The sequence below is a fragment of the Bacteroides intestinalis genome (genome assembly GCF_003464595.1).
Taxonomy (GTDB): domain Bacteria; phylum Bacteroidota; class Bacteroidia; order Bacteroidales; family Bacteroidaceae; genus Bacteroides; species Bacteroides intestinalis_A.
In genome coordinates this window covers 332,667-358,141 of record NZ_QRZF01000002.1, presented here as the reverse complement: position 1 = coordinate 358,141, position 25,475 = coordinate 332,667, and the positions used below count along the sequence as shown (strand labels likewise).

At 41.1% G+C, this 25,475-nt stretch carries 19 protein-coding genes and 1 pseudogene; 11 read left to right on the top strand and 9 right to left on the bottom strand.

The annotated features are described in order from the left end of the window. The first annotated feature begins 28 nt into the window (after positions 1 to 28). The 4 genes and pseudogenes from DWW10_RS03955 to DWW10_RS03940 all read left to right on the top strand — a co-directional run bounded on the left by DWW10_RS03955 (position 29) and on the right by DWW10_RS03940 (position 3,296). Positions 29 to 481, top strand: coding sequence for a hypothetical protein (locus DWW10_RS03955; RefSeq protein WP_118420871.1), 453 nt, complete (start codon positions 29 to 31; stop codon positions 479 to 481). Positions 482 to 572: 91 nt separating this feature from the next. Beyond that, a complete protein-coding gene (locus tag DWW10_RS03950; protein ID WP_007215777.1) occupies positions 573 to 701 on the top strand; it encodes an AAA family ATPase in 129 nt (42 codons plus the stop codon). Positions 702 to 717: 16 nt separating this feature from the next. Next, a pseudogene (locus DWW10_RS03945) lies at positions 718 to 1,378 on the top strand (virulence RhuM family protein). A 103-nt stretch (positions 1,379 to 1,481) separates the two neighbouring features. Continuing rightward, positions 1,482 to 3,296, top strand: a complete 1,815-nt coding sequence (locus DWW10_RS03940; protein ID WP_118420870.1) for a GmrSD restriction endonuclease domain-containing protein — start codon at positions 1,482 to 1,484, stop codon at positions 3,294 to 3,296. 74 nt (positions 3,297 to 3,370) lie between these two features. Here DWW10_RS03940 and DWW10_RS03935 read toward each other — a convergent pair whose 3' ends face one another. Genes DWW10_RS03935 through DWW10_RS03915 form a run of 5 tightly spaced genes read right to left on the bottom strand, consistent with a single transcriptional unit; the run spans position 3,371 to position 11,447 of the window. Then, positions 3,371 to 5,119 carry an SWIM zinc finger family protein gene (locus DWW10_RS03935; protein WP_118420869.1) on the bottom strand — a complete coding sequence of 583 codons (1,749 nt, stop codon included), beginning with the start codon at positions 5,117 to 5,119 and terminating at the stop codon, positions 3,371 to 3,373. A 58-nt stretch (positions 5,120 to 5,177) separates the two neighbouring features. Next, positions 5,178 to 6,044 (bottom strand): hypothetical protein, encoded by an 867-nt coding sequence (locus DWW10_RS03930; RefSeq protein WP_118420868.1) that lies wholly within the window; start codon positions 6,042 to 6,044, stop codon positions 5,178 to 5,180. After that, complete coding sequence (locus DWW10_RS03925) at positions 6,041 to 9,703, bottom strand: ATP-binding protein (protein ID WP_118420867.1); 3,663 nt, start codon at positions 9,701 to 9,703, stop codon at positions 6,041 to 6,043. The genes DWW10_RS03930 and DWW10_RS03925 overlap by 4 nt, the downstream gene beginning before the upstream one ends. Continuing rightward, positions 9,687 to 10,238 (bottom strand): condensin complex protein MksE, encoded by a 552-nt coding sequence (locus tag DWW10_RS03920; RefSeq protein WP_118420866.1) that lies wholly within the window; start codon positions 10,236 to 10,238, stop codon positions 9,687 to 9,689. Before DWW10_RS03920 ends, DWW10_RS03925 begins: the two co-directional genes overlap by 17 nt. 12 nt (positions 10,239 to 10,250) lie before the next feature. Then, a complete protein-coding gene (locus DWW10_RS03915; protein WP_118420865.1) occupies positions 10,251 to 11,447 on the bottom strand; it encodes a hypothetical protein in 1,197 nt (398 codons plus the stop codon). A gap of 391 nt (positions 11,448 to 11,838) precedes the next feature. Here DWW10_RS03915 and DWW10_RS03910 point away from each other — a divergent pair, with 391 nt between their 5' ends. Both DWW10_RS03910 and DWW10_RS03905 read left to right on the top strand, forming a co-directional pair. Further along, a complete protein-coding gene (locus DWW10_RS03910) occupies positions 11,839 to 12,525 on the top strand; it encodes a COG1361 family protein (RefSeq protein ID WP_118421010.1) in 687 nt (228 codons plus the stop codon). Positions 12,526 to 12,551: 26 nt separating this feature from the next. Further along, positions 12,552 to 12,731 carry a hypothetical protein gene (locus DWW10_RS03905; protein ID WP_118420864.1) on the top strand — a complete coding sequence of 60 codons (180 nt, stop codon included), beginning with the start codon at positions 12,552 to 12,554 and terminating at the stop codon, positions 12,729 to 12,731. Here the strand turns inward: DWW10_RS03905 and DWW10_RS03900 are convergent. From DWW10_RS03900 to DWW10_RS03890, 3 genes are all read right to left on the bottom strand, one after another. Further along, on the bottom strand, positions 12,724 to 13,581 hold the full coding sequence (locus DWW10_RS03900) for an MBL fold metallo-hydrolase (protein ID WP_118420863.1): 858 nt from the start codon (positions 13,579 to 13,581) through the stop codon (positions 12,724 to 12,726). The two genes, DWW10_RS03905 and DWW10_RS03900, sit on opposite strands and share 8 nt — an antisense overlap. A gap of 42 nt (positions 13,582 to 13,623) precedes the next feature. Continuing rightward, on the bottom strand, positions 13,624 to 15,225 hold the full coding sequence (locus DWW10_RS03895) for a sensor histidine kinase (RefSeq protein WP_118420862.1): 1,602 nt from the start codon (positions 15,223 to 15,225) through the stop codon (positions 13,624 to 13,626). Between the two features lie 441 nt (positions 15,226 to 15,666). After that, a complete protein-coding gene (locus DWW10_RS03890; protein ID WP_118421009.1) occupies positions 15,667 to 17,100 on the bottom strand; it encodes a DEAD/DEAH box helicase in 1,434 nt (477 codons plus the stop codon). Between the two features lie 115 nt (positions 17,101 to 17,215). Here DWW10_RS03890 and DWW10_RS03885 point away from each other — a divergent pair, with 115 nt between their 5' ends. The 4 genes from DWW10_RS03885 (at position 17,216) to DWW10_RS03870 (ending at position 23,446) form a co-directional block, all read left to right on the top strand. Beyond that, the gene (locus DWW10_RS03885) at positions 17,216 to 18,145 is read left to right on the top strand and encodes a VOC family protein (protein WP_118420861.1); all 930 of its coding nucleotides are present in this window, start codon (positions 17,216 to 17,218) and stop codon (positions 18,143 to 18,145) included. A 177-nt stretch (positions 18,146 to 18,322) separates the two neighbouring features. After that, a complete protein-coding gene (locus tag DWW10_RS03880) occupies positions 18,323 to 19,744 on the top strand; it encodes a sensor histidine kinase (RefSeq protein ID WP_118421008.1) in 1,422 nt (473 codons plus the stop codon). A gap of 40 nt (positions 19,745 to 19,784) precedes the next feature. Beyond that, positions 19,785 to 21,410 (top strand): RluA family pseudouridine synthase, encoded by a 1,626-nt coding sequence (locus DWW10_RS03875; RefSeq protein WP_118420860.1) that lies wholly within the window; start codon positions 19,785 to 19,787, stop codon positions 21,408 to 21,410. Between the two features lie 737 nt (positions 21,411 to 22,147). After that, complete coding sequence (locus tag DWW10_RS03870) at positions 22,148 to 23,446, top strand: rhamnogalacturonidase (protein ID WP_118421007.1); 1,299 nt, start codon at positions 22,148 to 22,150, stop codon at positions 23,444 to 23,446. 90 nt (positions 23,447 to 23,536) lie between these two features. Here the strand turns inward: DWW10_RS03870 and nfo are convergent, their stop codons facing one another. Next, positions 23,537 to 24,376: a deoxyribonuclease IV gene (nfo, locus tag DWW10_RS03865; RefSeq protein WP_118420859.1), complete on the bottom strand. Its 840-nt coding sequence runs from the start codon at positions 24,374 to 24,376 to the stop codon at positions 23,537 to 23,539. Positions 24,377 to 24,490: 114 nt separating this feature from the next. Between nfo and DWW10_RS03860 the strand changes: the two genes are divergently transcribed. Continuing rightward, entirely contained in the window at positions 24,491 to 25,474 is a 984-nt protein-coding gene (locus DWW10_RS03860; protein WP_118420858.1) for a virulence RhuM family protein/type II toxin-antitoxin system death-on-curing family toxin, read from the top strand. The last annotated feature ends 1 nt before the right edge of the window (position 25,475 follow it).

Sequence of the window (25,475 nt, the reverse complement as noted above, 5' to 3'; positions counted from 1 at the left end):
TATTTTTCACTTCAAAACAATATACAAAATGATTACAGTTACCATTCAGGTAAAGCCCTATCTCGCGGCTTACCTGCAAAGCGCATACGCGCATTGTACCATAGAGGGTGCCATCCGTTTCACAAAAAATCAGAATCTTTACAGTTGCCTACTACAGCTCACCACTCCCCGCCCCAAAGGTGTGTCATGGCGGGATCAGGGAAATATCACCTTTTCCCTACCCTGCCCCAGTGTAGGGAAAGATCCACGAACCTACAATTATTTAGGAGAAGAGGCTGTGAAAATCTTGGAACAGGAAATCAACTATGAAATGAGAATGGATTATTACCGCTTCCTGCGCAGGAACAAGTTCAAGAACGGGATGATGTTTACAAGGGCTACGGAGTTGTATCTGGAAAAGCACGGAATGATGGAACTTATACCGGAAGAGACGTTGCTGAAGAGTTATTTTTTGTGGGTGAAGAAGGTGGAAAGAAAATAGAATTGTATTTTCTTTATACAGCAGAAAACATCATCACTCATACTACTTATACAATTTCTTTTTCTAACTTTGTGAAATAAAAACATTGAGTATGATAGAACAAATCTTCATAGAAAACTATAAATCGATCCGCAACGCAAAGATTAGGCTGAACAGCCTGAACGTGTTGATAGGTTCCAATGGTGTAGGAAGAGGAATAGAAGGAAAGCAACTGAAATAATTATGAATATCTACTTATGAAAGAAAATAATGGAATCATCATCTATCAAGATGAAGACGGCGTAACAAAAGTCAATGTACGCTTTTCTAATGAAGATGTTTGGTTGACTCAAAATCAGTTAGCCGAAATTTATGATACTACGCAGGAGAATATCTCTATGCATATCAAAAACATCTACGCTGATAAAGAATTGGATGAAAATCGAACTTATAAGAAATTCTTATTAGTTCGTCAAGAAGGTGCACGGCAAGTAAAACGTAACATCGACCATTACAACCTCGATGTAATCATAGCTTTGGGCTACCGAGTACAAAGCCAAATAGCTACTCGTTTCCGCAGATGGGCTACTGAACGTCTGCACGAATACATTCAGAAAGGTTTTACGATGGATGATGATCGTTTGAAACAAGGTGGGAACCGCTATTTCCGTGAATTACTTCAACGTATACGTGACATTCGGGCATCAGAAAGAAACTTTTATCAACAAGTAACAGATATTTATGCTACTTCGACAGATTATCAATCTACAACGGAAACTTTTGGAAGGAAAAGGTTCTATCTCTCACAAGCAAGCAATAGAGAAAGCAGAACATGAATTTGCTATTTATCGCAAACGTGAGATGGAACAGTTGGAAAGCGACTTTGACAAAATGATCAAAAATCTTCCGAAGCAATGAAACCAAAATCTTTGTAGAAAACCTTGATACTGCGAACGAAATAGTAGTATACGCAAAACTTCTAATTTGATACATTGTTGAACTTAGTAAAATAAATGGATATATGGCCGAAAAATACAACGCATCCAATATTGCATTGGAACAGATACTAAATTTCATTAAGTCCGGAGAAATTGCCATTCCGGAAATACAACGCCCTTTCGTATGGAAACCTAAACAAGTACGCGACTTGATAGATTCACTTTATACCGGATATCCAACCGGATATCTCATCATTTCGCAAAGCCCTAACATGAAATTGAAAAATGGAAGTCTTTCGGAAGGAAAAAAGATAATGATAGATGGACAACAGCGAGTAACAGCATTAATGACGGCTATCATGGGTTTGGAAGTTATCAATGCAAATTTCGAGAAAAAAAGAATAAAAATAGCATTCAACCCTTTAGCTAATCCAGAGAATGATGAAGAGTTATTCAAAGTACAAGATAATGCAATTTTAAGAGATAGACGATGGATTGCAGATATCGCAGAAGTGTTTAAACCTACTTTTGATTTATGGCAATTCGTGAATGACTATTGCACTGCAAATAGTGAAATAAATGGTAGCGAATTAAACAAAATACTCATGCGACTCATGGATATTAAGAACCGACAGATAGGAGTCATTACATTAGACAAAGAACTCACTATTGACGAAGTTACTGAAATATTTATCCGCATCAACAGCCAAGGCGCCAAACTAAACCAGGCAGATTTTGCTATGTCAAAAATCGCAGCCAATACAAACTATGGTGGCAATATGCTAAGAAAAGCCATAGATTATTTCTCCCATCTGGCTGTACAACCAGATTGGTATACAGATATGTGTAAAGATACCGAGTTCATGGCTACTCCCTTTGCAGAGAAACTGAAATGGCTGAAGGATGATCGGGAAGAAATATTTGATCCAGATTATAACGACATTCTCCGTATAGCTTTTATGTATAAGTTTGGCCGCGCAAAAATGAGAGATTTGGTAAGTTTATTGGGTGGGCGTGATTTTGAGACCCGCGAATATAAAGAAGAAATAGCAGAAACATCATTCCAGAAACTGACAGAAGGAGTTCTGGGATTTATGAATGAATATACATTCCGTAATTTCGTATTAACCATTAAATCTGCCGGATTTGTGACCAACAAACTTATCAATTCTCAAATGACCCTTGATTTTGCCTACACCCTTTATCTTATACTTAATGCTGATCCCAATATTGATAAGGCTAAAATCAAGCATTATGTTGCAAAATGGTATGTAATGACAACTTTAACCAGCAGATATATTACATCACCTGAAACGGTTATGGATGCAGATATACGAAGAATTAAGGAAAGAGGTTTTCTTACATATTTTGAAGAAGTTGAAGCAGCCGATTTATCTGACACCTTTTGGAATGTGGGATTAGTTCAAAATCTGGAAACCTCAGCTATCAATAGCCCGTATTTTAATATTTATTTAGCGGCCCAGATTTATAGTGGTGATAGTGCTTTATTTACTAATGGAAGCAAAATAGGTGACTTGATCACAGTTATTGGAGATGTACATCATATATTTCCCAAAAAATATCTAATTAGAAATGGGTGGACAGAGAAATCCAAATATAATCAAATTGCAAATTACACATATCTTGATACACAAGTAAATAAAGCAGTTTCCGATGATGCACCTTATATCTATTTCAGCAAAGCACTTAAACAATGTGAAACGAAGCAACTAATATATGGTAATATAACCGATTTAGACATCCTCCATAAGAATATAGAACAGAATTGCATCCCAGCCAACATAATTGAGATGGAACACACTGACTATGATTCCTTTTTGAATGAACGCCGTAGGCTAATGGCTCAAAAGATAAAATCGTACTACTATAGTTTATAAAAGTCTTATTTTCTGTAATAGAGCGATTCACTAGTGTCCCATGAATAAAGAGACACTAGTGAATTGGATAATCTTTAGAATTCCCCCAATTCCTGCATCATCGCCGGACGACGTTTATACAAGACCCTGAATTCTTCCACCAATTGTTTCACGACCTCCTTCCCACCATTCAATTTCCGCATACCCCGCAGCACCCGGGCTATATATTCATAATGGTTCCGCCCCAGATTTTTCTCCACATACGTACGAAGATCATCTGTAAATAAAGGAAGAATTTGGGAGGAATGAGTAGCATTCAGATAAGAGGCATACTGCAGAAGAGCATCCAAACGCCTGTATTCCAAGGCGGAAAGATAACCAAATAATTTATCATAATCCTTTTCTTCTATATAAATCTCTGCTTTATTATTTCCAGTCCCCCAGTAATCATAGAAAGTGGTTTCCTGCATCAATGCGTTTAAGTACTCTTTCCAATCCATGGAAGGCACCAATGATTTTAGTTTATGATAATAACCCAGACTTCCATCCGTATGAATAAATAGCAATCGACACATCTCAATAATTTTGGCGACATCATGCATTTCCTCATAAATGGAAAGTAATTGTTCCTGCCATTCTCCTACTATACCAAGCTCTCCCGCTCTTTCAGCTATCACTATCCCTTCATTCAGCATACCGATAGCCTTCTCATAACATTTCCCTTCCAATAGCTTTGCAATTTCCTGCCGCCTTATTTCAGGCAAATAAAGAAATTCAGATATCGTAGTTTCAACTTCGGCAGTCTTACCCAATTCCTTTAATATTTCTATTTTCCGAATCACCAGCTTATAGAGGTCCCAATGTTCTTTCTTCTCCATTATAAGCTGGTTTACAGTTGCCAACGCCTCCTCTTTAGATTGCACTGAAAGCATAATTTGTTGTACCAAATCATCCATATCAAAAATATCATACTCACGATATGTTGCCATTTTGCCTATTTGGATAATTTCACTCAATATATTCTCCTTCAATGCCTGTGACGTATCCGAATGTTGAACTACCTTAAGCAATAAATCCCCGGCGTCTTCACAACTAATTCCAAAATCAATATAACCATCATTATACAAAAAATCCTCCTCAATATAATGACCTCCTATAGAATGAAGTATCTGAAGAGCAATTGTCGCCGCCTCTTCCAAAGCCTGCCGTTGAAACAACAAAGTTGCTTTAGTCAAATATTTCTCTATTTTATCAGATAACTCATCCCAATCAATCTCAGGTTCATAATATCTTCCCTTCTTGAAGTTTTTTCTATATAAAGAATTAAAGCAACTCTCTATCTCACTTCGATAGTCCACCTTTTTCGTCGGTTTCTTAGGCAAAAAGGCCTCAATCAAAGCTGACTTAAAATCAGAATGTAAAGAAGCATATTTCAGAACAAAACCGGATAACTTATCCGATTCCGCAAACCGAAGGACTTGCTCCACTTCTTTATCCTTCACAATTTCTGACACACTCTTTCCCGGTATATCCATTCGAGCATCCACTTCTTTAGCAGACAAAAAACAGCTGGCTTTGCTTCTATTGTCACGAATTGCCAGAAGCGTAGCCACTACATGCTTACAAATATTTCCATCGTAAGGACAATCACATTCCCAGTCAGCAATTTCATCCCCTACCAGCGATACGGTTACCTCATAGTGCTCCGTTCCACAAACTGTTGCAAACCATTCCCCCGGAGACTCTTCTTCAATTTCCAGCACAGCACCAGAGTCGTAATAATCTTCACCACGCGCCAGAATCTTAGGAAGAACATAGCGTTCAAAGTTAGATATTGTTACCATAAAATACAGTTTTTATTTTCGTTATTCATTGTATTTAACTCAGCCCGTTTCTTAAAATCTAAATTATATATCCCTCTTGTTCATACCCCTTCCCATATCTATGGATCATCTCAACAAGAGGCAACAAGCGTTCATCCATAATATCCATAAATTTATAACGGGCATACTGCATGTCATAAAGCCTACGGTTACCATTCTTCAGCCGTTCCTCTACATCTGCCGGAATAAAAAACTCAGAGCGTTCTCTCAGAAAAACGTAAAACTCTCTTTGATAGATCTCAATCCCCGCCAAGTCAAAGTCACCAAAATGGATATAACGATTAGGAATCATCTGCAACCAAGTACGCAAATCCGTTGATTGAGGGTAACGGGATACAAAAAGAACTTTCAAGCCCCCAAATAAGTATTGTTGCCCACGAATCCGTTGAAAATTCTCTCCATTTTCCATTCCTATCACAACCACATCATCGGGAATTCGAAAGTGCTCATAATCTTCTATAAATACAGAAGTACCTTCCGCCGGATAAATCACAAAAGGCTCTTCATGCAAAGTTGCTTCTATCGGGATATAACTATTAACAAGAAACCCCTTAAACCCACGAGTTTTCCGAACTTTAGAATTGCCTGCCATAGCCACCTGCTCCGCACGCGACACTGCTTCCTGACGAGACATCATCTCAATCCACTCCTCCAAACTCCCGCTTATGGAATAACGCTGGGCTAAAAAAGTGCGACATCCTTCCACATCACATATCCGATAACTGCCACGCCTTCCATAAGAACTTTGCACCAAAACACCTTCTGCCAATAGTTCTTCTGCCAATGATACAGGAAACGAAGAATAACCCACAGATTCACCGTTCAACATCCGTGCAACTTTACGTGCCGCAGCCACAGTCATAATATATCCTTTTCCATTTCTCATGCCTTACTATATTTTAGCAAAGGCACCACCTGCGTATTAGAATGCCCATCTTTATTCAATAAATAAGTATATTTATAATCCTCCACATTATATGTAGTAGGCGAACTGTTCACTAACAGGATATTTCGGCAATTGGCAAAGTCCAGAATTCCTTTCACATTGTTGGGATGCAATTTGCCTATCTCATCCATCATGCAGTGTATCTTGAAGTCACCGAATTTACGGGATGCCTTTTCTTTGAACACATTGATAAGCATAATATTTACCATAGCCTTCACCAGAATATCCGTCCCATCAGAACCTACGTTGGCAATCTTTTCCACCCATCCCGTATCATTATCATTCTCCTTAACCCGAAACTCCAGTTTAAAAGTGTCCGCCAAAACTAATTGTTTTCTGCCCGGATCGTCCAATAAATGCTTCATGAAAGACAACAAATAACGCACCGCCGTCGCATTAACATCTTCACGGGAAGCCTGCGAAAATAAATCCGCTTCTCCCATATTATGCTGGTTCTCATCGCTGAATTTCTTTATCTCCAATAGCAGCTGCATCAATTTGTCACTGCTCGGCAAGGGACGGAGGGATATTTCCTTTATCACCCCGGCAAAGTTCCGCTCTATAAAATCATCGTTGATATCACCAATGGTTTTACGAATCTCACTCTCATTTCGGGTCAAGTCTCCCACCTCCTTCGATATACGCCGGATAATATCAGTGTATCGTCCACTGATATGCTTCTGATAATCAGAAATTTTATCATTATCTACAAACTCGCATAAGTTCGAAGCAAAGTCATAGTAATCCTGTTCGCCAATCAGTTCTGTACGGAAATGAAATGTATTCTTCGCAGAAAAATAACCTTTGAATTGCATCACGGCTTTCTTGAAATCTTCCGTCTTTCTGATAAAAGAAACTATGAGCGACTTAAGTTCCTTCACAAGAGTATCACAGTTTTTTCTGGTAGATTTCTCTCCTACTTCCATCGCTCCGGCCGGACAAAAAGTTTCATCATTCAAAAAAGCATCTGCTTCCGTTAATCCGCTTTCTAATATCTGCAATTCCAGCCTTAGCTTTTCCAAAGCACTATTTATTTCTTTCAGTCCATTTTGCAGTTTCTCCCGTCGCAGTGCAAACCGCTCATCCAAAGCCGAAAGTTTGGCCTCATATTCTTTCTTTCGACTACGCATGGCAGATTCTTTATCAAAGAGTTCTTGCTTATCCTTTTCATAATAAGCTACCTGATTGCGATGCTCGCTGATATACTTCAGCTCTTCCCTGATCTCCGCCAATCTCTCATCATATTTACGAATGGTTGCCATATCAGCTCCCTTGCCATTCAGTTCAGCATCCTGTGCCTGCCGGAGTTCTCTCTTCTGTTCTTCAATCAATTGCTTATGACGATCAATCTCCCGCTGAACCTCGTCAACATAACGGTCCAGTTCAAGCTGAAGCTCTATTTTGGTATCTTTATAGCTCTTCTGACAAGCCTTCAACTGTTTCTCACGCTCCAGCAGATATTTCTTTTTCTCTTCATCCACCAGATAGAACCGATGGGCTATTTCATTCAGACCAGCCTGAAATTCTTCCATCCGTACTTTTTTCCACTCTTCTTCCTTCGTTTTCCAAGTGGCATGATCCGCTCGCAGATTCTTTAGCTTATAAGGAATTTGTCCTCGCTCAGCTTCCAGCAGATGCTGTTGCTCTACCATCTCCCTAATTTGTTTGGAATACTTCTTCTCCAGGCGACTTATATTTTCACTCAATTCCTCCGCCAACCGTGTCAGTTGATTGCAATAATCCTGATAAACTACCTGCTTCGCTGCCCGTTCCTGTTTTATCTCTTCGGGAGTACGTATGCTCCGGTCAATGGCCGACAAGTTCAATGAAACACCGAACAGAGTTCCAGCATCATCCGCCAAACGGGGATTCAATTCATGATTGTATAGCACTGACTCCTCATCCGCCACTTTACCTATCGTTTCTTGCCAGCCGGGATTATGCTGTTCCAACCAATCGCAAAAAGAACCTTTCCGCTTCTCTATCAATGCATCTAGTACCCGCAACTGTTCTTCAACATCCGCCTTTTCCCTACGTATTACATCCATACTCCTCTGAGCCGCCATCTCCAGTTCTTTGCGTTTTAGCTCACATTCATTCCTCTGTTGACCAATATCCATTTGCTGCCGGCGTATCTGCAAATCCAGTTCCTTATCCCTTCTGCGCAATTCATCAATGCCAGCTTCACAATCTGAAATTTCTTTCTTATAGTGTTCTTCATGAAGCGCTTTCTGCTGCCTCAATTTCATCTGCATCTCCTCGCCACGCAGTTGTGCCAATCGTTGCTCCACCATTTGCAGCTTTTCCTCAGATGCCGTTCGCACTTTATCCTCTTCGGAACGAGACTGCGCCATAGCTTTCTCCTGACGTCCGGCAACAGATGATCTTTTTTCAAGAATCTGAGCCTGTCTGCTGTTTTCGAACAAACTCAAATCAGCATCCAAATTCTTAAACAACGAGCCGTATTTAGACAACACATCCTGATAGGCCCGTGTCAGTTCTTCCTTCATAGTCGAAATGCGTGCCAGTTCTCCGTTTTGCAATTCCTCCTGTGCCACCCGTTTTATGATTTCCTCTATATTGATTTGTTCATAATACAGCCGTTTCTCACGCACCTGTTTCAACTGCGTTTCAATACCGCCCATAACACTAATGAGAGTATCTCTTTCCTTATTATATTTCTCTCTCAATTCATCAATCAGCCGAATAGCCCGTTCACGTTCAGTCTCCGTTTTGTTTATCTTCTCTCTGATATGAGGGATTTCCTGCAACGCCCGTTTCTCTGCATAGTTCAACTCGGCACGTTCCTCATCTATCTGTTTATGGGAATAAATCAAGTTACGATACGAATTTATCACCTTATCCGCTATCTTCCGCACAGGAATCTCACCATTCTTGTTTCTAGTAAACCAGAGCATCACGTCATTATATTCCTGCTCAAACTCTTTTATCTGGCTTCGATAAAAACTCAAGTCAACAAAAACCTCTTCATCAGTCATGGAACGGATAATGGTATCTTTTATAAAATCGGCATCCAGCTTAGAGTTGAGGAAGACATTCTGTATGGTACGCGGAATATTCTGGTACTTGGCACTTTCCACGATGGCGAATTTCCGGTAAGGAGTCATGTCCTGCTTACGGTTGTTGCCGAAGATAATATCACGATACATTTCGTAAACGGTGATTTGCGAGGTAATCTGGCGTTTTCCACCGATGCGTTCACGGATACGCCCCCACTCCGGATACACCTCATTATGTTCATTGATAAACCAATCCCTCTCAAACGAAGCATCTACAAAACGGAAAGCCACTCTTCCTTGCGACTTGGCAGCCACTACACAGTAGGCTCCATTCTCACGCATCACCTCATAGACGATGTAAGAATTAGAATATGGGAAGTAGAACGTGTCAAAACTCTTCTTCTCCTTGGGGATGCCGAGCTTAAGTTTATCGGCATTGTAGAAAAATAGCAAAGCACGGAGCAATGTACTCTTCCCCACTCCCTGCGTACCAATGAAATGTACATTGCCATCCAGTTTCACCTCTGCATAAGGAATATGGGCACTGTTCAGAAAAACAATCTTATTCAGGTATCTCATCTTGCACCTCCTCCGATATAGTGATACAATCAATCAATTCTTCCATATAATGGAAAGCAGTCAACACTTTATATGTCCCGTCCACTTCATTTTCCTTTTCTATGAATCCCATCTTTTCCAGTTCATTAATCAATTTAGCCACTACTTCCTCATGTTTCTTTTTGTCGGAGAACAGTTTAGAAGCTTTCTCCTTCAGCTCCATATCACAACCGATCTGAATTTCAATATCAGCAGCGCGAAACAGGAATCCGGGACCGAAAGCCGAATGATAGGTTTTCAAGAAACTCATATAATCAATCCATTTCAAGGTAGCTTCCAATTTACGCTCCAAATCTACTTTCGCCTCTTTACGCGTAAAATGATAGTAGCCGTCTCCCCCTTCCAGATAAAGTCCGATTCCCCGATAATATTCATAATAATCGGGCAATTCTTCTTCAATAGCATCATAGTAACGCTTCACCTGAGTGGAAATACTGTTCGAGGAAATAAACCCTCCTTTACTAAGTATATTGAAAATCTCTTCGGTATATTTCATGTTCAAAAAGTTTTATTTGACGTAAATCAAAGGATATTCCACATCGCCCGAGCACTCATAGCTTTCCATAAAATTGAGTTCATCAGCATATTGGGAAGCCAACTGACAAAAATAAATCAGTTTATCTCCCCGGGATACTTCTTTGCGAAAACGATAGTTCATCACGAAACCAAACAGATGCATCCCGGATGCCGTAAAAGCATTGTACACTTCCCGCAAGTTTATCGCGTCAATCCGTTGCGACTGATTATCCAGATATCCTTCCGGGATAGCCTCAGCCAGATTTTTCGGACCGTGCTTCCTGTTCTTTTGCTGTGCCACCAACTTCCTGACGGCTTGGAAAGCCTCATCCGAAGTTCGCAGATAATCTATTGATAACTTTATGCGGTAGTTTGTCTGAGGTTCCATCCATAACGGATGACGTTGCGAAACCACTTGTCGAATAGTCGTGTTCTCTTCCAATAGGAACTGGTCTTTCAGATACTTCAGCTTCCTTATTTTCTCAAAGATACGGTTCTGATAGTCTATCAAGTTCAGGTAATGGACAATCTGCCGGTGAATTTCGAGCAGGTTATGATAAGAATCGTTCAATTGCAGTTTGACATCGCTCACCACATTCCGCATTTGCACATCCATGGCTATGCGGAAAAAGACCGGTTGCTGGTTATCAATCAGCTCCTCACTTTTAGTTATTAGCAAAGAGATGTTCTTGAGCTTTTCGCTTAATCTCATCAACTTCGCTTTTTTTATTTGGTAGTTGGGTTCATTCTTGTAAGTATTATCCATGTTCCTTTTCAGGTCCATTACATTACGGACAGTGGTAAGAGCAATGTTTTTCAGACAGCGTTTCACTTCACGCTGATAATTGTACTTGCGCTTTTCATTATTCTCTTTCAGATAATAATCTATATTTTCATTGAGGCGTGTAAGATAATCCTGTACAAAAGATACATTGATTTCCTCATTCACTTCCAACACGTCTTCAAAGAACTTCAGATAAAGATCTTCCATTTCAAGAAAGTCACCCGTGTCACGTATTACACCGTAATCAATCAGATAACGAACACGCTCTTCTTTATACTCTGTCATCTCAAGCGCATAATCATAACGAAACGAAAGCGACTTCCGTTTGGCAAACATTTCTTTCAGTAGTTCTTTCTCGCGTTCAAGACTCTTCACTAATTCTTCTATGGAACGAAAAGTACTCATAGTCAATCTTACATTTTATTTCCCGTAAAAATAGACTATATACTCCAAACCCACAATATTCTAAGGAACTTTTGTTCAATAAACTCACCTTTCCAACTATCTGGTTCTCACAAGTTGTGCTGATCACATAGGTATTACAGAACACTTGTCTAATTGCAAAAATCGGATTTTCTTCGTAAACACATGATTATTAATTTAATATATTTGTTATCTTTGTATTGAATAAAAATACTCAGTGCACTGAGTAAAATGTAACCCTATGTATAAAAGATCAGAATATCAAGTAATTATGAATCGGCTTAAAGAACAGCGAAAGTTCATTCAAGTCGTAATGGGTACTCGTCAGATAGGCAAATCAACGGTTATCAAGCAGGTGTTAAAGGATTCAGATATGAAGAAACAAATTACTACGTATTTCATAGGAATATTAGCATTAGCCATGCTATGTAGCGGATGTAGTACCAATCGTATGGCGGCAGGTGACCCGGGCGCGGTGTTGGCCGGAGCATCCATCGGAGGAAATGTGGGAGGCGCCATCGGAGGCCTCATTGGCGAAAGCAACAGAGGATGGAGAGGTGGCTACCGGGGTTCTGCCATTGGTACCATCGTCGGAACTATCGCCGGAGCAGCCATCGCAAATGCCGCTACCGCCCCCAAGCAGACAGAAGAATATAGTTACCGGGTAGAAAGGACTCAACCTTCCAGACCCCAACCCCAATATTCATCAGCTATCGAAAATCTGAGAATACATAATATACGTTTCATTGACGCCAATCGCGACCACACAATCAACTCAGGCGAAAATTGTAAAGTGATCTTCGAAATCATAAACGAAGGAAACAGAACAGCTTTCAACGTAGTACCGGTAGTGGCCGAAATCACGGGCATGAAGCGTATCTATATTTCACCCTCGGTCATGATAGAGCAGATTAAGCCTCATGAAGGTGTGAAATATACCGCCAGCATCAATGCCGGAGAACGGATAAAGACGGGAGAAGTCATCATACGCGTTGCCGTAGCCGATGAAAACGGACAGGAGTACGACTGGCAAGAGTTCTCATTGCCTACCCAACGATAAACATTTTTATTTTAAACGATTACACCATGGCCGACAATTATTTAGAAAAACAATATGAAGCATACCAAGCCCGGAAAGCCGCTTGGGAAAAAGAACGTAAATACGGAAAGAAGCCCTCGCCTATGAAGCGTCCGAAAACTTTGGAAAAATCAAAAGAGGGTGAAGAAATCCCCCCTGTTAATACCAATTTGGAAAATACTATTTGAATGCCGGAGCCGGCAAATGCATGCCTGCCATCGTCAAACCATTGTCTTTGGCATATTGAAGGAAATACTTACGTGATTTCACCGCTTTCTCCTTATCCATATCATACGTAGCGCATATTTCGGGATGCTCCAACTGAAGGGCGGCTCCATGGATAAGATCGGCAATCACCAACAATTTGTTCGCCTGGAACACGGTATGCCCGGGAGTATGTCCCTCAGCATTCATCGCAACGACATTACCCGGCAATGTTTCTCCGAACTCAAACAAATGCAAACGGTCTTTATAAGCATTCATCGTTTTCAACACTTGCGCATTCCTGTCGGCAGGCATCTTGAGCCAGGCATCATATTCCACTTTTGATGCATACACTTCAGCATCAGGAAACACAACACTATCCCCTTTCATCATTCCACCGATGTGATCGCCATGAAAATGGGTAAGATACAAATATTTAATATCGGAAGGGGTAATTCCCAAAGAAGCCAAGCCTGATAGCAAACGGCTATCCGGTGCTCCCATGCCCGTATCAAACAGGATTCGGATTCCACCCGTTTCTACCAGAAAAGCACTCATGGACGAAAGTATTCCGCCTTGTAGTTTCAAACTCTCTATCAGACTATCGTCAGCATCCGCAAAAAGCATTCTTTCCATCAGGCGCTCTTTCGCATTATCCTGTATCCAGGTAACTTTCACTTCATCCAGTTGCAATGTCTTCAGGCCATCGCACACCCCATTTACACTATCCATACTTACATCCTCATTTACTTGCTTTTTTGTGCCTCCGCCACAAGCTGATAACACGAATATTGCAGATGTAACAACCAGATACTTCCACGTTTTGTTTCTCATTAGCTTATAAATTTAGTTTATAAATAATAGACTACTCCATAATCAGGCCGATTCCGCGCAAGGATGCGTAAACCAGAAACGACTCCCGACTCCTACTTCCGATTCGGCGCCAATCGTGCCACCAAGGTGCTCCACAATACTCCGACAGATGGACAACCCTAAGCCGGTGCCCTTGGAGAATGTGTTCAGTTTCACAAATCGGTCGAAAACCTGCCCCACCGCATCCGGTGCGATGCCGATACCCGTATCCGTAACCGAGAACTCTATTTCATTAGTCCCTTCTTTAAAATGGTACTCCAGAGTGATCTGCCCCTTACTGGTGAATTTCAGAGCATTATTTATAAAGTTGGTGATGACCTGCATCAGACGTTTCTTATCCGTATAGATACGATAATCGGGCAGACCGGAAGCCAACACAACCGGTACAGGCTTATCTTCCTTGATTTCATAACCACGCAATATATCTTCACAGAAGTCCCTGATATTCAAATATCCCATGTTGAAATCGAGCGTTCCCGCCTCTATCTTGGATAAATCCAGAATGTCGGATATCAATTGTAAGAGTAATTCCGTGTTCTCTTGCATGATTTCAATATAGCCTTGACGCTCTTCTTTATCCTCCTCCTCAACAAGCATACTTGCGAAACCAACTATGGAATTCAACGGAGTACGAATCTCATGACTCATGTTAGCCAGAAAGGCGGACTTCAAACGATCCAGATTTTCGGCCTTATCCTTGGCTATTATCAATTCTTCTTCTATCTTTTTCTGATGGTCGATATCAACGCTGGTAATGACATGTGCCATCTGGCCGTCTATCCAGGGAAATGCCGCACTGAATACACGAAACCAACATTGATCGAACGGGCGTTGGTAATCCCAGGAGTAAACTTTAGTAGGTAGACCGTTTTCATCGATCAGGTGTCTTTTAGGACAAAACTCACATTCGCCCGTTTTATCGGTATAAAGGGCCTGCCAGCACTTCTTTCCTTCAAAATGCTTAATGCCACCATACGGAGCCGCCATAGACGCATTGGCATACAACATATCATGAGAATCAAAAGAGTTCACATAAATGTCGACTCCCATATTGTTCATGATGCTACCCAGCGTATTGCTTGCCCGCACTTCCCGTTCTTTATATTCACGAACGGCTATTTCTTTGGAAAGCGACCCCAGCAATAGATGAATGGTTTGCAATTCCTCATCCGTGAAAGGAGTTGTATCCTCCCTATCCGCAAATCCTATAAACCCGATAATCTTTCCTTCACTATCTTCAAATTGACGGACCAACAAGGAGTCCGTTCCATAAAAATCCAGAACGTCAATGTCAACTAAGGAATTGTCATCGTTTCTACTGGCATAAAAAGGACGGTTCTTGACCTTCATACGATCGGAATGTATTTTGGTCATTTCACTCATCTCAAAGCGACGCTTCAGAGAATGGTCTTCATTTCCAATCGTTTCTTTCAGGAAGAAATAGCGAAAACCATCGGTCTGATAGACAAATCCTTTTTTAAACTTATAGAAAGTACAAATATCCGTCAATGATTCCGTGATTTTCTTTTCAATGGATTCACATCCATTTAAACGCTCTAAGAAATGAAGGAGAAATACACTTAAACTCTTGTTCTTTTCGATCATATTACTTTTTACACCTTAGGGTTAGAGACACTTAAAACAAAAATAAAATACATTTTCGAGTATCTTCAAGGCGCTAATATACAAACTTTTAAAAGAATAAAAAAGATTTTCTATGTACTTAACTATCACCTTTTTTCTTCTTTTCGAACAAAACAAGAAGCATAAAAACTAATTTATTTTACAAGTTCATTTATTAAGAAATACAACTTTAATCCGTTGGCGAAAGCTATTTCTTTCTTTCGGGTTATGAATATAATTTTAGGCGCGGATTACGCGGATTACACGGGTTTTTTCTGTAGTACAATGTTGTAGCGCAGCCTTTAATCCGTGTAATCCGCGTAATCCGCGCCTAAATTATTATCAGCATTTAGTTCATTACCATTCCAGAATAAACCAACTCCACCAATGGAAACCTTTAATCGTTAGATAAACTATAGCCAATCATTCATAATTTTCATAACGCGAACGCAACTTTGCCGAACGACTGGATGCTTGCTCCGTTTTATCCGCGGATTGCTTTTGTTGCGATTCCCGAGCTAATATCGGTTTCGCTGGACGATTATGACGTTTGGGCTTTTCAGCAACAACCGTTGCTTGCTGAGTATTCTTCAAGGGTTCGGCAGGCTTTCTGTTCTCCCGCCTCTTATTGTTCTGCTTGCCTTGCTGCTTCTCTGTCGGTGCTTTCGCTTGTACCTTTCGTGCAACATTGGCAACCGGAGCTGTTTTCGTCTCCTCCAAAGGCGGTAAATCATGTTTCCGTTGCTCCAGTTTGATACCTGTAAGTTTCTCTATTTCACGCAACATCGGCACTTCCTCACCCGAACAAAAGGCAATGGCACGTCCTTCGCAACCTGCACGTCCCGTACGTCCGATACGATGAACATAGGTTTCCGGCACATCGGGCAAATCGTAGTTGAGAACCAAATCCAAACCTTTGATATCAATACCGCGTGCCGCAATATCCGTAGCGATAATTACATTGGAACGACCTTCCTTGAAATTACTCAATGCACGCTGGCGGGAATTTTGTGACTTATCTCCATGGATACTTTCACAAGTGATGCCACGACGTGATAAATAGCGCGCTATATTATCTGCCCCATGTTTGGTACGCGAAAATACAAGTACCTGGTGTCCGGCCTCTCCGAGTAATAGTTGTGCCAGCAATTCCTTCTTCTGAGGCTTTTCCACACGATAGACGGACTGACTGATTATTTCCACTACGCTGGATGCCGGAGTGACTTCCACCCTCGCCGGATTGCGCAATAAACCTTTAGCCAGGCGGTCAATACTATCAGGCATGGTAGCCGAAAAAAACAAGGTTTGCTTCTTGGGCGGGAGCTTAGGCAACAAGCGCTTCACATCATGGATGAATCCCATATCGAGCATACGGTCAGCTTCGTCAAGCACGAAGTGCCGCACATGGTCGAGGCGGATAAATCCTTGTGACATCAGATCGAGCAAACGACCGGGAGTAGCCGTCAGGATATCCGTTCCAGCGCGCAATTCATCAGTTTGCGACTTCTGCTTTACCCCACCGAAAATAACGGTATGGCGCAACGTGGTATATCGTGTATAGTCTGCCAGCGATTCATCAATCTGAATTGCCAACTCACGCGTTGGAGTAAGGATAAGAGCACGAATCTTACGTGGAGCACCTTTCTGCTGAGATGTGGGGTCGGCAAGCAATTGTTCTATGATAGGTATGGCAAATGCCGCCGTTTTACCGGTTCCGGTTTGAGCCAGTCCTAATAGATCACGCCCTGTCAGGGCTTCCGGTATGGCTTGTTCTTGTATAAGAGTAGGAGTAGAATAGTTTTTTTCAAGGAGCGCACGGCACACCGGCTCCGAAATATTCATCTGTTTAAATGTCATCATTTCTTTTAATTAGGGCGCAAAGGTAGGCTTTTATAAGGAATAATCATTATATTTGCATGAAAAGTAGTTTTTAATTAACTACAAAGAACAGATATTCAAACTATTATATCGCATGAAAATACATCATATCGCCATCTGGACTTTTCGCCTGGAAGAATTGAGAGAGTTTTATATCCGCTACTTTAGCGGAACAAGCAATGAAAAATATATCAATCCGAAAAAGGGTTTCGAGTCCTATTTCATTTATTTTGATGATGGCGCGGCATTAGAATTAATGAGCCGCACAGATGTGCAAAACACTCCAATAGAAGAGAACAAGTTGGGACTCACGCACTTTGCTCTCTCTTTCCAAAGCAAAGAAGACGTTCTCCGCACTACTGAACAACTCCGTAGCAATGGGTATACCATAGCCGGCGAACCGCGGACTTCGGGCGATGGATATTTCGAAAGCGTCATACTCGATCCGGATGGCAATCGAGTGGAATGTGTATACAGGAAGGAAGAAACCGGTAATGAACCTGATGCTCCGATTGAAACGGAACGGCTACTATTACGCCCCTTCCGGGAAAGTGATGCGGAAGCCTTCTTTAAATGCTGCCAAAACCCGAACATAGGAAACAATGCCGGCTGGAAACCTCATGGTTCCTTAGAAGAATCACAAGAAATCCTTCGTTCCGTATTTATATCCCAGTCCGGGATATGGGCTATCATCCTAAAAGAAGACGGACGTTTGATCGGTTCAGTCGGCATCATCCCAGATCCCAAGCGTGAAAACCCTCAAGCACGCATGCTGGGATACTGGCTCGATGAATCCCATTGGGGAAAGGGCTACATGACGGAAGCGGTGCAATCTGTTCTCGATTACGGATTCAACACCCTCCAACTAAGCCTCATCACCGCAAATTGCTATCCTCATAACGAGCGCTCGCAACAGGTTTTGAAACGCCACGGTTTTATCTATGAAGGCACTCTCCATCAGGCCGAGTTAACCTACGATGGACATTTATACGACCACCAATGTTACTATCTGGCTAAGCCGTGAATTGCGAAAAATCAGTATATAAAATAAAAAAATAAGATTTACATTAAAATAGTCTTTTTTTAAGATAAGCAGAATCTGCTATTCGGACATAAAAAGAGTTAATTCTCACATTTTTATTTATTTGTGCAAGAATTAAAAATATTCATGTACATTTGCAAAATGAGTTATTCTTCAGCTATGAAAAAACGCTATCAGCTACTGAAAAGAGTTTCGATTATTCTGATCTTCTTTGTCCTATTTACAAAGATGCATGCGGTAGAACCCCAGTACGCTGAACCCCAAGATATTCAGAAAACAGAAACCAATGTTGAAGCTAAAGAACATCCACAAGATTATATTGTAATCAAGATACCTTTCCAAGCCAAGTACAAGCCTCTTTTTATTTGTATCATTGTTCTGGCTCTCTCTTCTATTTGTTTTTTCATCATCTATCCGCTACTTCTCTATGTCAGAGAGTCTAAAAGAAAGCGCACCGCCCAAAGGGAACTAACCAGGGAAAAGGAATTATTATCGCTATCACTCGAAAAGAGCAACATCTACGCCTGGAAATACATAGAAAAAACAAATGCTTTCATCTGTGATAAAGAATTCTTTGAGCATCTGGATATGCCTTTTCGTGCTTTCACCCTACAAGAAATGGCCGAAGCGATACATCCGGAAGACAGAGTGGATGTGTTGAACACGTTTTATCATGTGAAAAACCAACCGGATTCCAAAACGCACACCCAATGCCGGTGCAACTTTAATGGTAAAGGGTATATCTGGTATGAACTCCGTTATGTCAATCCCACGGAGGCAATGGCGGAAACGGCCTCCATTATAGGCTTAATCACCAATGTGCAACACTTCAAGGACAAAGAAGAGGAACTCATGAGAGCAAAAGACCTGGCGATAGAGGCAGAACTGAAGCAATCTTTCCTCGCCAATATGAGCCATGAAATACGTACTCCACTGAATGCAATTGTGGGGTTCTCCAACTTACTTGTCAGCGAAGACGACCTCCCCGATGAAGAGAAAGCTGACTTCATCAATACGATCAACACGAATTGCGAATTGCTTCTGAAACTCATCAATGATATACTGGAGCTCTCCCGTATCGAATCGGGCAACATGACTTTCTCCTATTCAACGTGTAATCTGAATAATTGGGTGGATAGTATGTATTTGACACATTCCTTATTGATACCCAAGGAAATAGAGTTCATCAAAGAAGTGCCCGATGCCGCATTCTTCATCAATACGGACGTGAACCGCCTCAGCCAGATAATGACTAACTTTCTGAATAATGCCACTAAGTTTACCAAATCAGGATACATCAAACTGGGCTATGAAATTGATTTTTCAACATACGAAGTCTCCATTTACGTAGAAGATACCGGCAAAGGTATTCCGAAAGAAGAGCAACGAATGATATTCGAACGCTTCTACAAACAAGATGAATTTGTTCAAGGCACGGGTCTGGGACTTTCCATCAGCATGGTAATTGCGGAAAAACTCGGTGGGAAGATTAGTGTGGCCTCAGAGATTGGAAAAGGAAGCCGGTTCACTTTCCTCCTACCCTACCATAATGAAAGCGAGGAATTCTTTTCTGCCGGATAACTTCACAGATACCCAAAGAATGTAGTATCTTTGCACCATTATGTTGCACCGTTTTACTACTTCAATCAGCAATATTCCACTTCCGGAAAGGTTTACTTACCCTTTCTGTTATACTCCTCATCCATTGTGTGTAATGGCGGCGGAAGAGGTACAACACTACCTCAGCAAGCAAAGCGAGTGGCAAGAGGAATTAAGCCAGGGGAAAATGTTCGGAGTGCTGATTGTGCAAACCAAAGATGGAAGCATAGGTTATTTAACCGCCTTTTCGGGCATATTAGCCGGGAAGAATATACATCCGTATTTTGTACCTCCCGTGTACGATTTATTGCAATCTCAAGGCTTCTTCAAAATAGAAGAAGAAAACATATCCGCTATCAACCATCGTATCCGCCGGCTGGAAGAGGATAAGAAATATATTGACCTACGATCAAATCTTACCCAAACCACCCAATCTGCACAAGATGCATTGTCAATTGCCAAGATACAATTGAAAGAAGCAAAAGATAAAAGAGAATTGCTCAGAAAGACAGGTCAGCTTGATGCAAAGGAAGAAGCAGATCTGATACGAGAGAGCCAGTTCCAGAAGGCAGAATATAAACGGTTGGAACGCTCCTGGAAAGATAAGATAGCTTCCTTGCAGGTAGAAGCTGGTAATTGGGAAAAACAAATACAAGAGCTGAAAGCAGAACGTAAAGTCCGCTCTGCCGCCTTGCAACAACAACTATTCGAACAATTCAGAATGTTGAACTACCGGGGAGAAGCGATAACTTTATGCGACATATTCGAGCAAACCGTACATAAGACTCCTCCCGCCGGTGCAGGTGAATGTGCCGCTCCTAAATTGTTACAACAAGCCTATCTACATCATTGGAAACCGATAGCCATGGCCGAATTCTGGTGGGGTAATTCTCCCAAAAACGAAGTACGGCATCACGGTTATTACTATCCAGCCTGTAAGGGCAAATGCGAACCAATTCTCCGGCACATGTTGCAGGGATTGGAGGTAGAAGCAAATCCTATGCAACAGGGGGCGGAACGAGGCAATGAAAAATTGAATATAGTTTATGAAGACCAATGGCTATTGATTATTAATAAGCCTGCCGGAATGCTTTCAGTACCCGGAAAAGAGAGACAGACGTCTATATACGACCTGGTAAGAAAGGCTTATCCGGAAGCAGAGGGTCCCATGATCGTACATCGGCTGGATATGGCTACATCGGGACTTTTAATCATTGCCAAAGATAAGAAGACGCACCAACACTTACAGGCACAATTCAAGAATCGTAGTATCCGGAAGAAGTACATAGCTTTGCTCGATGGCATCGTCCCGGAAGATGAGGGCACTATTGAACTACCGCTTTGCCCCAATCCATTGGACCGCCCCCGGCAAATGGTAGACACACAATATGGCAAGCCTGCCATCACTTATTATCAGGTTCTCGAACGTACAGATAAATATACACGTATAGCCTTTTCTCCCCATACGGGACGTACTCACCAACTTCGCGTGCATGCGGCACATCCGTCAGGACTGCATTGCCCCATCATAGGCGACGAGCTTTATGGAAAGAAAGACAAAAGGCTCTATCTGCACGCTGAATCCATAGAGTTCACCCATCCCGTCAACGGGCAGTCCATGTGTATTACGAAAAAAGCAGACTTCTGATTATTGCTTTTTCAAAAAGCTCGGATAGAGGAAAAGTTGACGAGTTAACTTCCTTTCTATAGGGTTATGAATATAATTTTAGGCGCGGATTACGCGGATTACACGGATTAAAGGCTGCGCTACAACATTGTACTACAGAAAAAAATCCGTGTAATCCGCGTAATCCGTGCCTAAATTATTATCAGCATTTAGTTCATTTCTTTTCGAAATGTACAAAAAAAACGACTAAGAGAAAATATAACCCGTAGCTTTGTGACGTGTGACGATTGTGACAAATGACAATTAGAAAAGTAGAAAAGAAAAACCTCTTATTTAACTTTATATTATATATTAATATATATAATACATTTCTGTCTGCACTCTTCTCTATTTGTCATTTGTCACAATTGTCACATTGTCACAATCGTCACACACAAAAAGCTACGAGCTCTCTTCAGCAAAACTATGCTTTACGTTGTGCAAAACTATGTTTTGAAAGAAACATCTCTATGCGTTGCGTTTGTTAACAGATTTCCACACCTTAGCCCCTACCGTTTTTTGGTCTCCCCGTACGAGTGCCGTATCTTTGCATCGTTCTCAGAACAAAAACAGAAAGAATCAAAAAGCCTATATAAACCAACAAATAACTTAGGAAATGGGCTTATCCTCATAAGTAGCATGTAGATTTTAATCCCTATTTTTGCAAACGGATAAATCGATCCGATCAGACACTATTAACTCAATTAATGATAAAGACCATGAAATTCGTAACTTTAGTATGTAGTTTGCTTTTCTGCCTACCATCTTTTGCACAAGAGAAATTCCCCGATGGTACCCTTATTCCCGACTGGTTCAGACAGAACGAAATTGTAAATATCGAAACCCTTGGCGGTAAATATAAGATTATTGATCATGGTGTGGTGAATGACAGCACCTTACTTCAAACAGAGAAAATTCAGGCGGTTATCGACCAGGCATCATCCAAAGGTGGCGGTGTGATCATCATCCCGAAAGGTACCTATCTGAGCGGTGCACTCTTTTTCAAGCCCAAAACACACCTTTACCTGGAAGAAGGAGCTGTTTTGAAGGGTAGCGATGATATCAGCAACTTCCCTATAATCAACACCCGCATCGAGGGGCAATCACTTAAATACTTTGCCGCACTGGTTAATGCCGACAAAGTAGATGGTTTCACCATTTCCGGTAAGGGAACCATCAATGGCAACGGACTACGCTATTGGAAATCTTTCTGGTTGCGCCGCACCGTTATTCCGAAATGCACGAATATGGATGAGTTACGTCCGCGCCTGGTACACATTTCCAACAGCAATGATGTACAGCTTTCCGGCGTACGCCTCATCAACTCTCCTTTCTGGACGACACACATTTACAAATGTAACAATGTGAAGTTATTAGGTCTATATATTTTCTCTCCAGCTGCTCCTGTTAAGGCACCCAGCACGGATGCCATAGATATTGATGTATGCAACAATGTGTTGGTTAAGAACTGCTACCTTTCTGTAAACGATGATGCTATTGCTCTTAAAGGTGGAAAAGGCCCCTGGGCTGATAAGGATTCTAACAACGGAAGTAACACTAACATTATTATAGAAGATTGTACGTACGGTTTCTGCCATAGTGCACTGACTTGCGGTAGTGAATCTATCCATAACCGCAATATTATTCTTCGTCGTTGTACGATCAATCAGGCAAGCCGTCTGTTGTGGTTGAAGATGCGTGCCGATACTCCCCAAAATTATGAATATATCCTTGTGGAGGATATTAAAGGAAATGCCAAAAGCTTCCTATACATCAAGCCGTGGACTCAGTTCTTTGATCTGAAAGACCGTAAAGACATTCCGATGTCTTACTCGGATCACGTAACAATGCGTAATATAGACTTTGAATGTGATGTGTTTTTCAACGTAAGTGCATCCGAGCAGTACAAACTGACGAATTTCAAATTTGAGAATCTGAATATTAAAGCGAAAGATGGTGAGTATGACAAGTCGATCATTCCGTCATCTGAATGGAATAATGTGAAGGTAAATCAATAAGGATACGCGGACGACGCGGACTAAACGGACGAACACGGATTTTCTTAATTCATAATAAGAAGTCCGTGTTCGTCCGTTTAGTCCGCGTATCTATTCTTCAAAGCTACGTAGCAACTTTATCTCGTCCGCCCATAAGCCCTCATCCGGCGTTTCAAGAATAACAGGCATATTATTAAACCGTTCATCTTTCATAAAACGCTTAAAGAAGTCTATGCCTAACAAGCCTTTCCCTATGCTGTCATGGCGGTCTACATGGCTACCCAGTTCTTTCTTAGTATCATTCAGGTGGATACCCCGCAGATAATTAAATCCAACTACTTCATCAAACTCCTGAAACACTTTATCATATTCTTTTACGATATCATATCCTGCCGAGTAAGTATGACAAGTATCCAAGCATACACCTACACGGGATTTATCATCCACACGATCAATGATATGCTTTAGTTGCCAGAACTCATTACCAACATTACTTCCTTGTCCGGCTGTATTCTCAATAACAGCAGTCACCCCTTTCGTTTTACTCAATGTGATATTAATAGATTCTGCCACCTTATCCAGACATTCCTCTATTGAAATCTTACTCAGATGACTGCCTGGATGGAAATTCAGAAGCTTCAGACCTAATTGCTCACAACGTTGCATTTCATCCAGAAATGCGGCACGGCTTTTCTCTAGTCCTTCTTCTTCAGGATGTCCCAGATTGATTAAATAGCTATCATGAGGCAGGATATAGCGGGCATCAAAAGAGAATTTCTCACAATTGTCTTTAAATCCGCGAATACTTTCTTCGGTCAGAGGTTTGGCCACCCATTGCCGTTGGTTCTTTGTAAACAAAGCAAATGCATTCGCACCTATCTCATGCGCATTAACAGGAGCTATCTCAACTCCCCCACTCGCACTTACGTGCGCTCCTATATATTTCTTCATATTCTGTTTTTCTTTAGTGAATGATTGAAAACGGAAGCAAGATAGAGAAAAATCCGAAGGCAGCAAAGAAGAAAATGCTTACCTTTACAAATTCGTATTTAAAAAGAATAAAAAATGAACGACAAAGGAAATATTATCATCTACCAGACTAAGGATGGACAAACTTTGATAGATGTGAGACTGGAAAATGAAACGGTATGGATTAATCGCCAACAAATGGCTGAACTGTTTGACCGTGATGTAAAAACTATTGGCAAGCATATCACTAATGCACTAAAGGAAGAACTAAAAGAAATTCCAACTGTCGCAAAATTTGCGACAGTTCAACAAGAGGGTGAAAGAAGCGTTACCCGGCAGGTAGAATATTACAATCTCGAAATGATAACCTCTATTGGCTACCGCGTAAAATCACAACAAGGTATCCAGTTTCGTATTTGGGCTAATAAAGTTCTGAAAGAATACCTAATCAAAGGTTATGCTATTAATGAACAGGCTAAAGCACAACAATTAGCTGATTTGAAGAATACCGTAAGATTACTATCCAATGTAATCGAACACAAAGAATTAACCTTGAATGAAGCCAATGGGTTATTACATGTTATTACCGATTACACATACGGCTTAGATACTTTGGATAAGTATGACTATCAGAGATTAGAAGTAGAAGCAACTACACGAACCACCTCTTTCCGGGCTACATACGAAGAGGCAATGGCGGCAATACACATTCTGCAAAAGAAATTTGGAAGTAGCGGCTTATTCGGAAATGAAAAGGACCAATCATTTCATAGCTCCATCAATACTATCTATCAGACATTTGATGGAAAAGAACTTTATCCCAGCATTGAAGAAAAAGCAGCCATGCTTTTCTATTTAGTTGTAAAAAACCATTCATTTAGCGATGGAAACAAACGTATTGCTGCTTTTCTCTTCCTATGGTTTCTCGAGAAAAACAGAATTTTATATAAACCTGATGGTTCCCGGTTAATAAGCAACAACACATTAGTCGCCCTTACATTAATGATTGCAGAAAGCAGAACAGAAGAAAAAGATATAATGGTAAAGGTTGTGATAAACCTTATCAATCAGAATAATTAAG

Coding starts and splice junctions, on each gene's coding strand:
- DWW10_RS03925 (WP_118420867.1), bottom strand. CDS start 9,703: ATGAGATACCTGAATAAGATTGTTTTTCTGAACAGTGCCCATATTCCT.
- DWW10_RS03880 (WP_118421008.1), top strand. CDS start 18,323: ATGAAAAAACGCTATCAGCTACTGAAAAGAGTTTCGATTATTCTGATC.
- DWW10_RS03955 (WP_118420871.1), top strand. CDS start 29: ATGATTACAGTTACCATTCAGGTAAAGCCCTATCTCGCGGCTTACCTG.
- DWW10_RS03895 (WP_118420862.1), bottom strand. CDS start 15,225: ATGATCGAAAAGAACAAGAGTTTAAGTGTATTTCTCCTTCATTTCTTA.
- DWW10_RS03950 (WP_007215777.1), top strand. CDS start 573: ATGATAGAACAAATCTTCATAGAAAACTATAAATCGATCCGCAACGCA.
- DWW10_RS03860 (WP_118420858.1), top strand. CDS start 24,491: ATGAACGACAAAGGAAATATTATCATCTACCAGACTAAGGATGGACAA.
- DWW10_RS03910 (WP_118421010.1), top strand. CDS start 11,839: ATGAAGAAACAAATTACTACGTATTTCATAGGAATATTAGCATTAGCC.
- DWW10_RS03875 (WP_118420860.1), top strand. CDS start 19,785: ATGTTGCACCGTTTTACTACTTCAATCAGCAATATTCCACTTCCGGAA.
- DWW10_RS03920 (WP_118420866.1), bottom strand. CDS start 10,238: ATGAAATATACCGAAGAGATTTTCAATATACTTAGTAAAGGAGGGTTT.
- DWW10_RS03905 (WP_118420864.1), top strand. CDS start 12,552: ATGGCCGACAATTATTTAGAAAAACAATATGAAGCATACCAAGCCCGG.
- nfo (WP_118420859.1), bottom strand. CDS start 24,376: ATGAAGAAATATATAGGAGCGCACGTAAGTGCGAGTGGGGGAGTTGAG.
- DWW10_RS03930 (WP_118420868.1), bottom strand. CDS start 6,044: ATGAGAAATGGAAAAGGATATATTATGACTGTGGCTGCGGCACGTAAA.
- DWW10_RS03940 (WP_118420870.1), top strand. CDS start 1,482: ATGGCCGAAAAATACAACGCATCCAATATTGCATTGGAACAGATACTA.
- DWW10_RS03915 (WP_118420865.1), bottom strand. CDS start 11,447: ATGAGTACTTTTCGTTCCATAGAAGAATTAGTGAAGAGTCTTGAACGC.
- DWW10_RS03900 (WP_118420863.1), bottom strand. CDS start 13,581: ATGAGAAACAAAACGTGGAAGTATCTGGTTGTTACATCTGCAATATTC.
- DWW10_RS03885 (WP_118420861.1), top strand. CDS start 17,216: ATGAAAATACATCATATCGCCATCTGGACTTTTCGCCTGGAAGAATTG.
- DWW10_RS03935 (WP_118420869.1), bottom strand. CDS start 5,119: ATGGTAACAATATCTAACTTTGAACGCTATGTTCTTCCTAAGATTCTG.
- DWW10_RS03870 (WP_118421007.1), top strand. CDS start 22,148: ATGAAATTCGTAACTTTAGTATGTAGTTTGCTTTTCTGCCTACCATCT.
- DWW10_RS03890 (WP_118421009.1), bottom strand. CDS start 17,100: ATGACATTTAAACAGATGAATATTTCGGAGCCGGTGTGCCGTGCGCTC.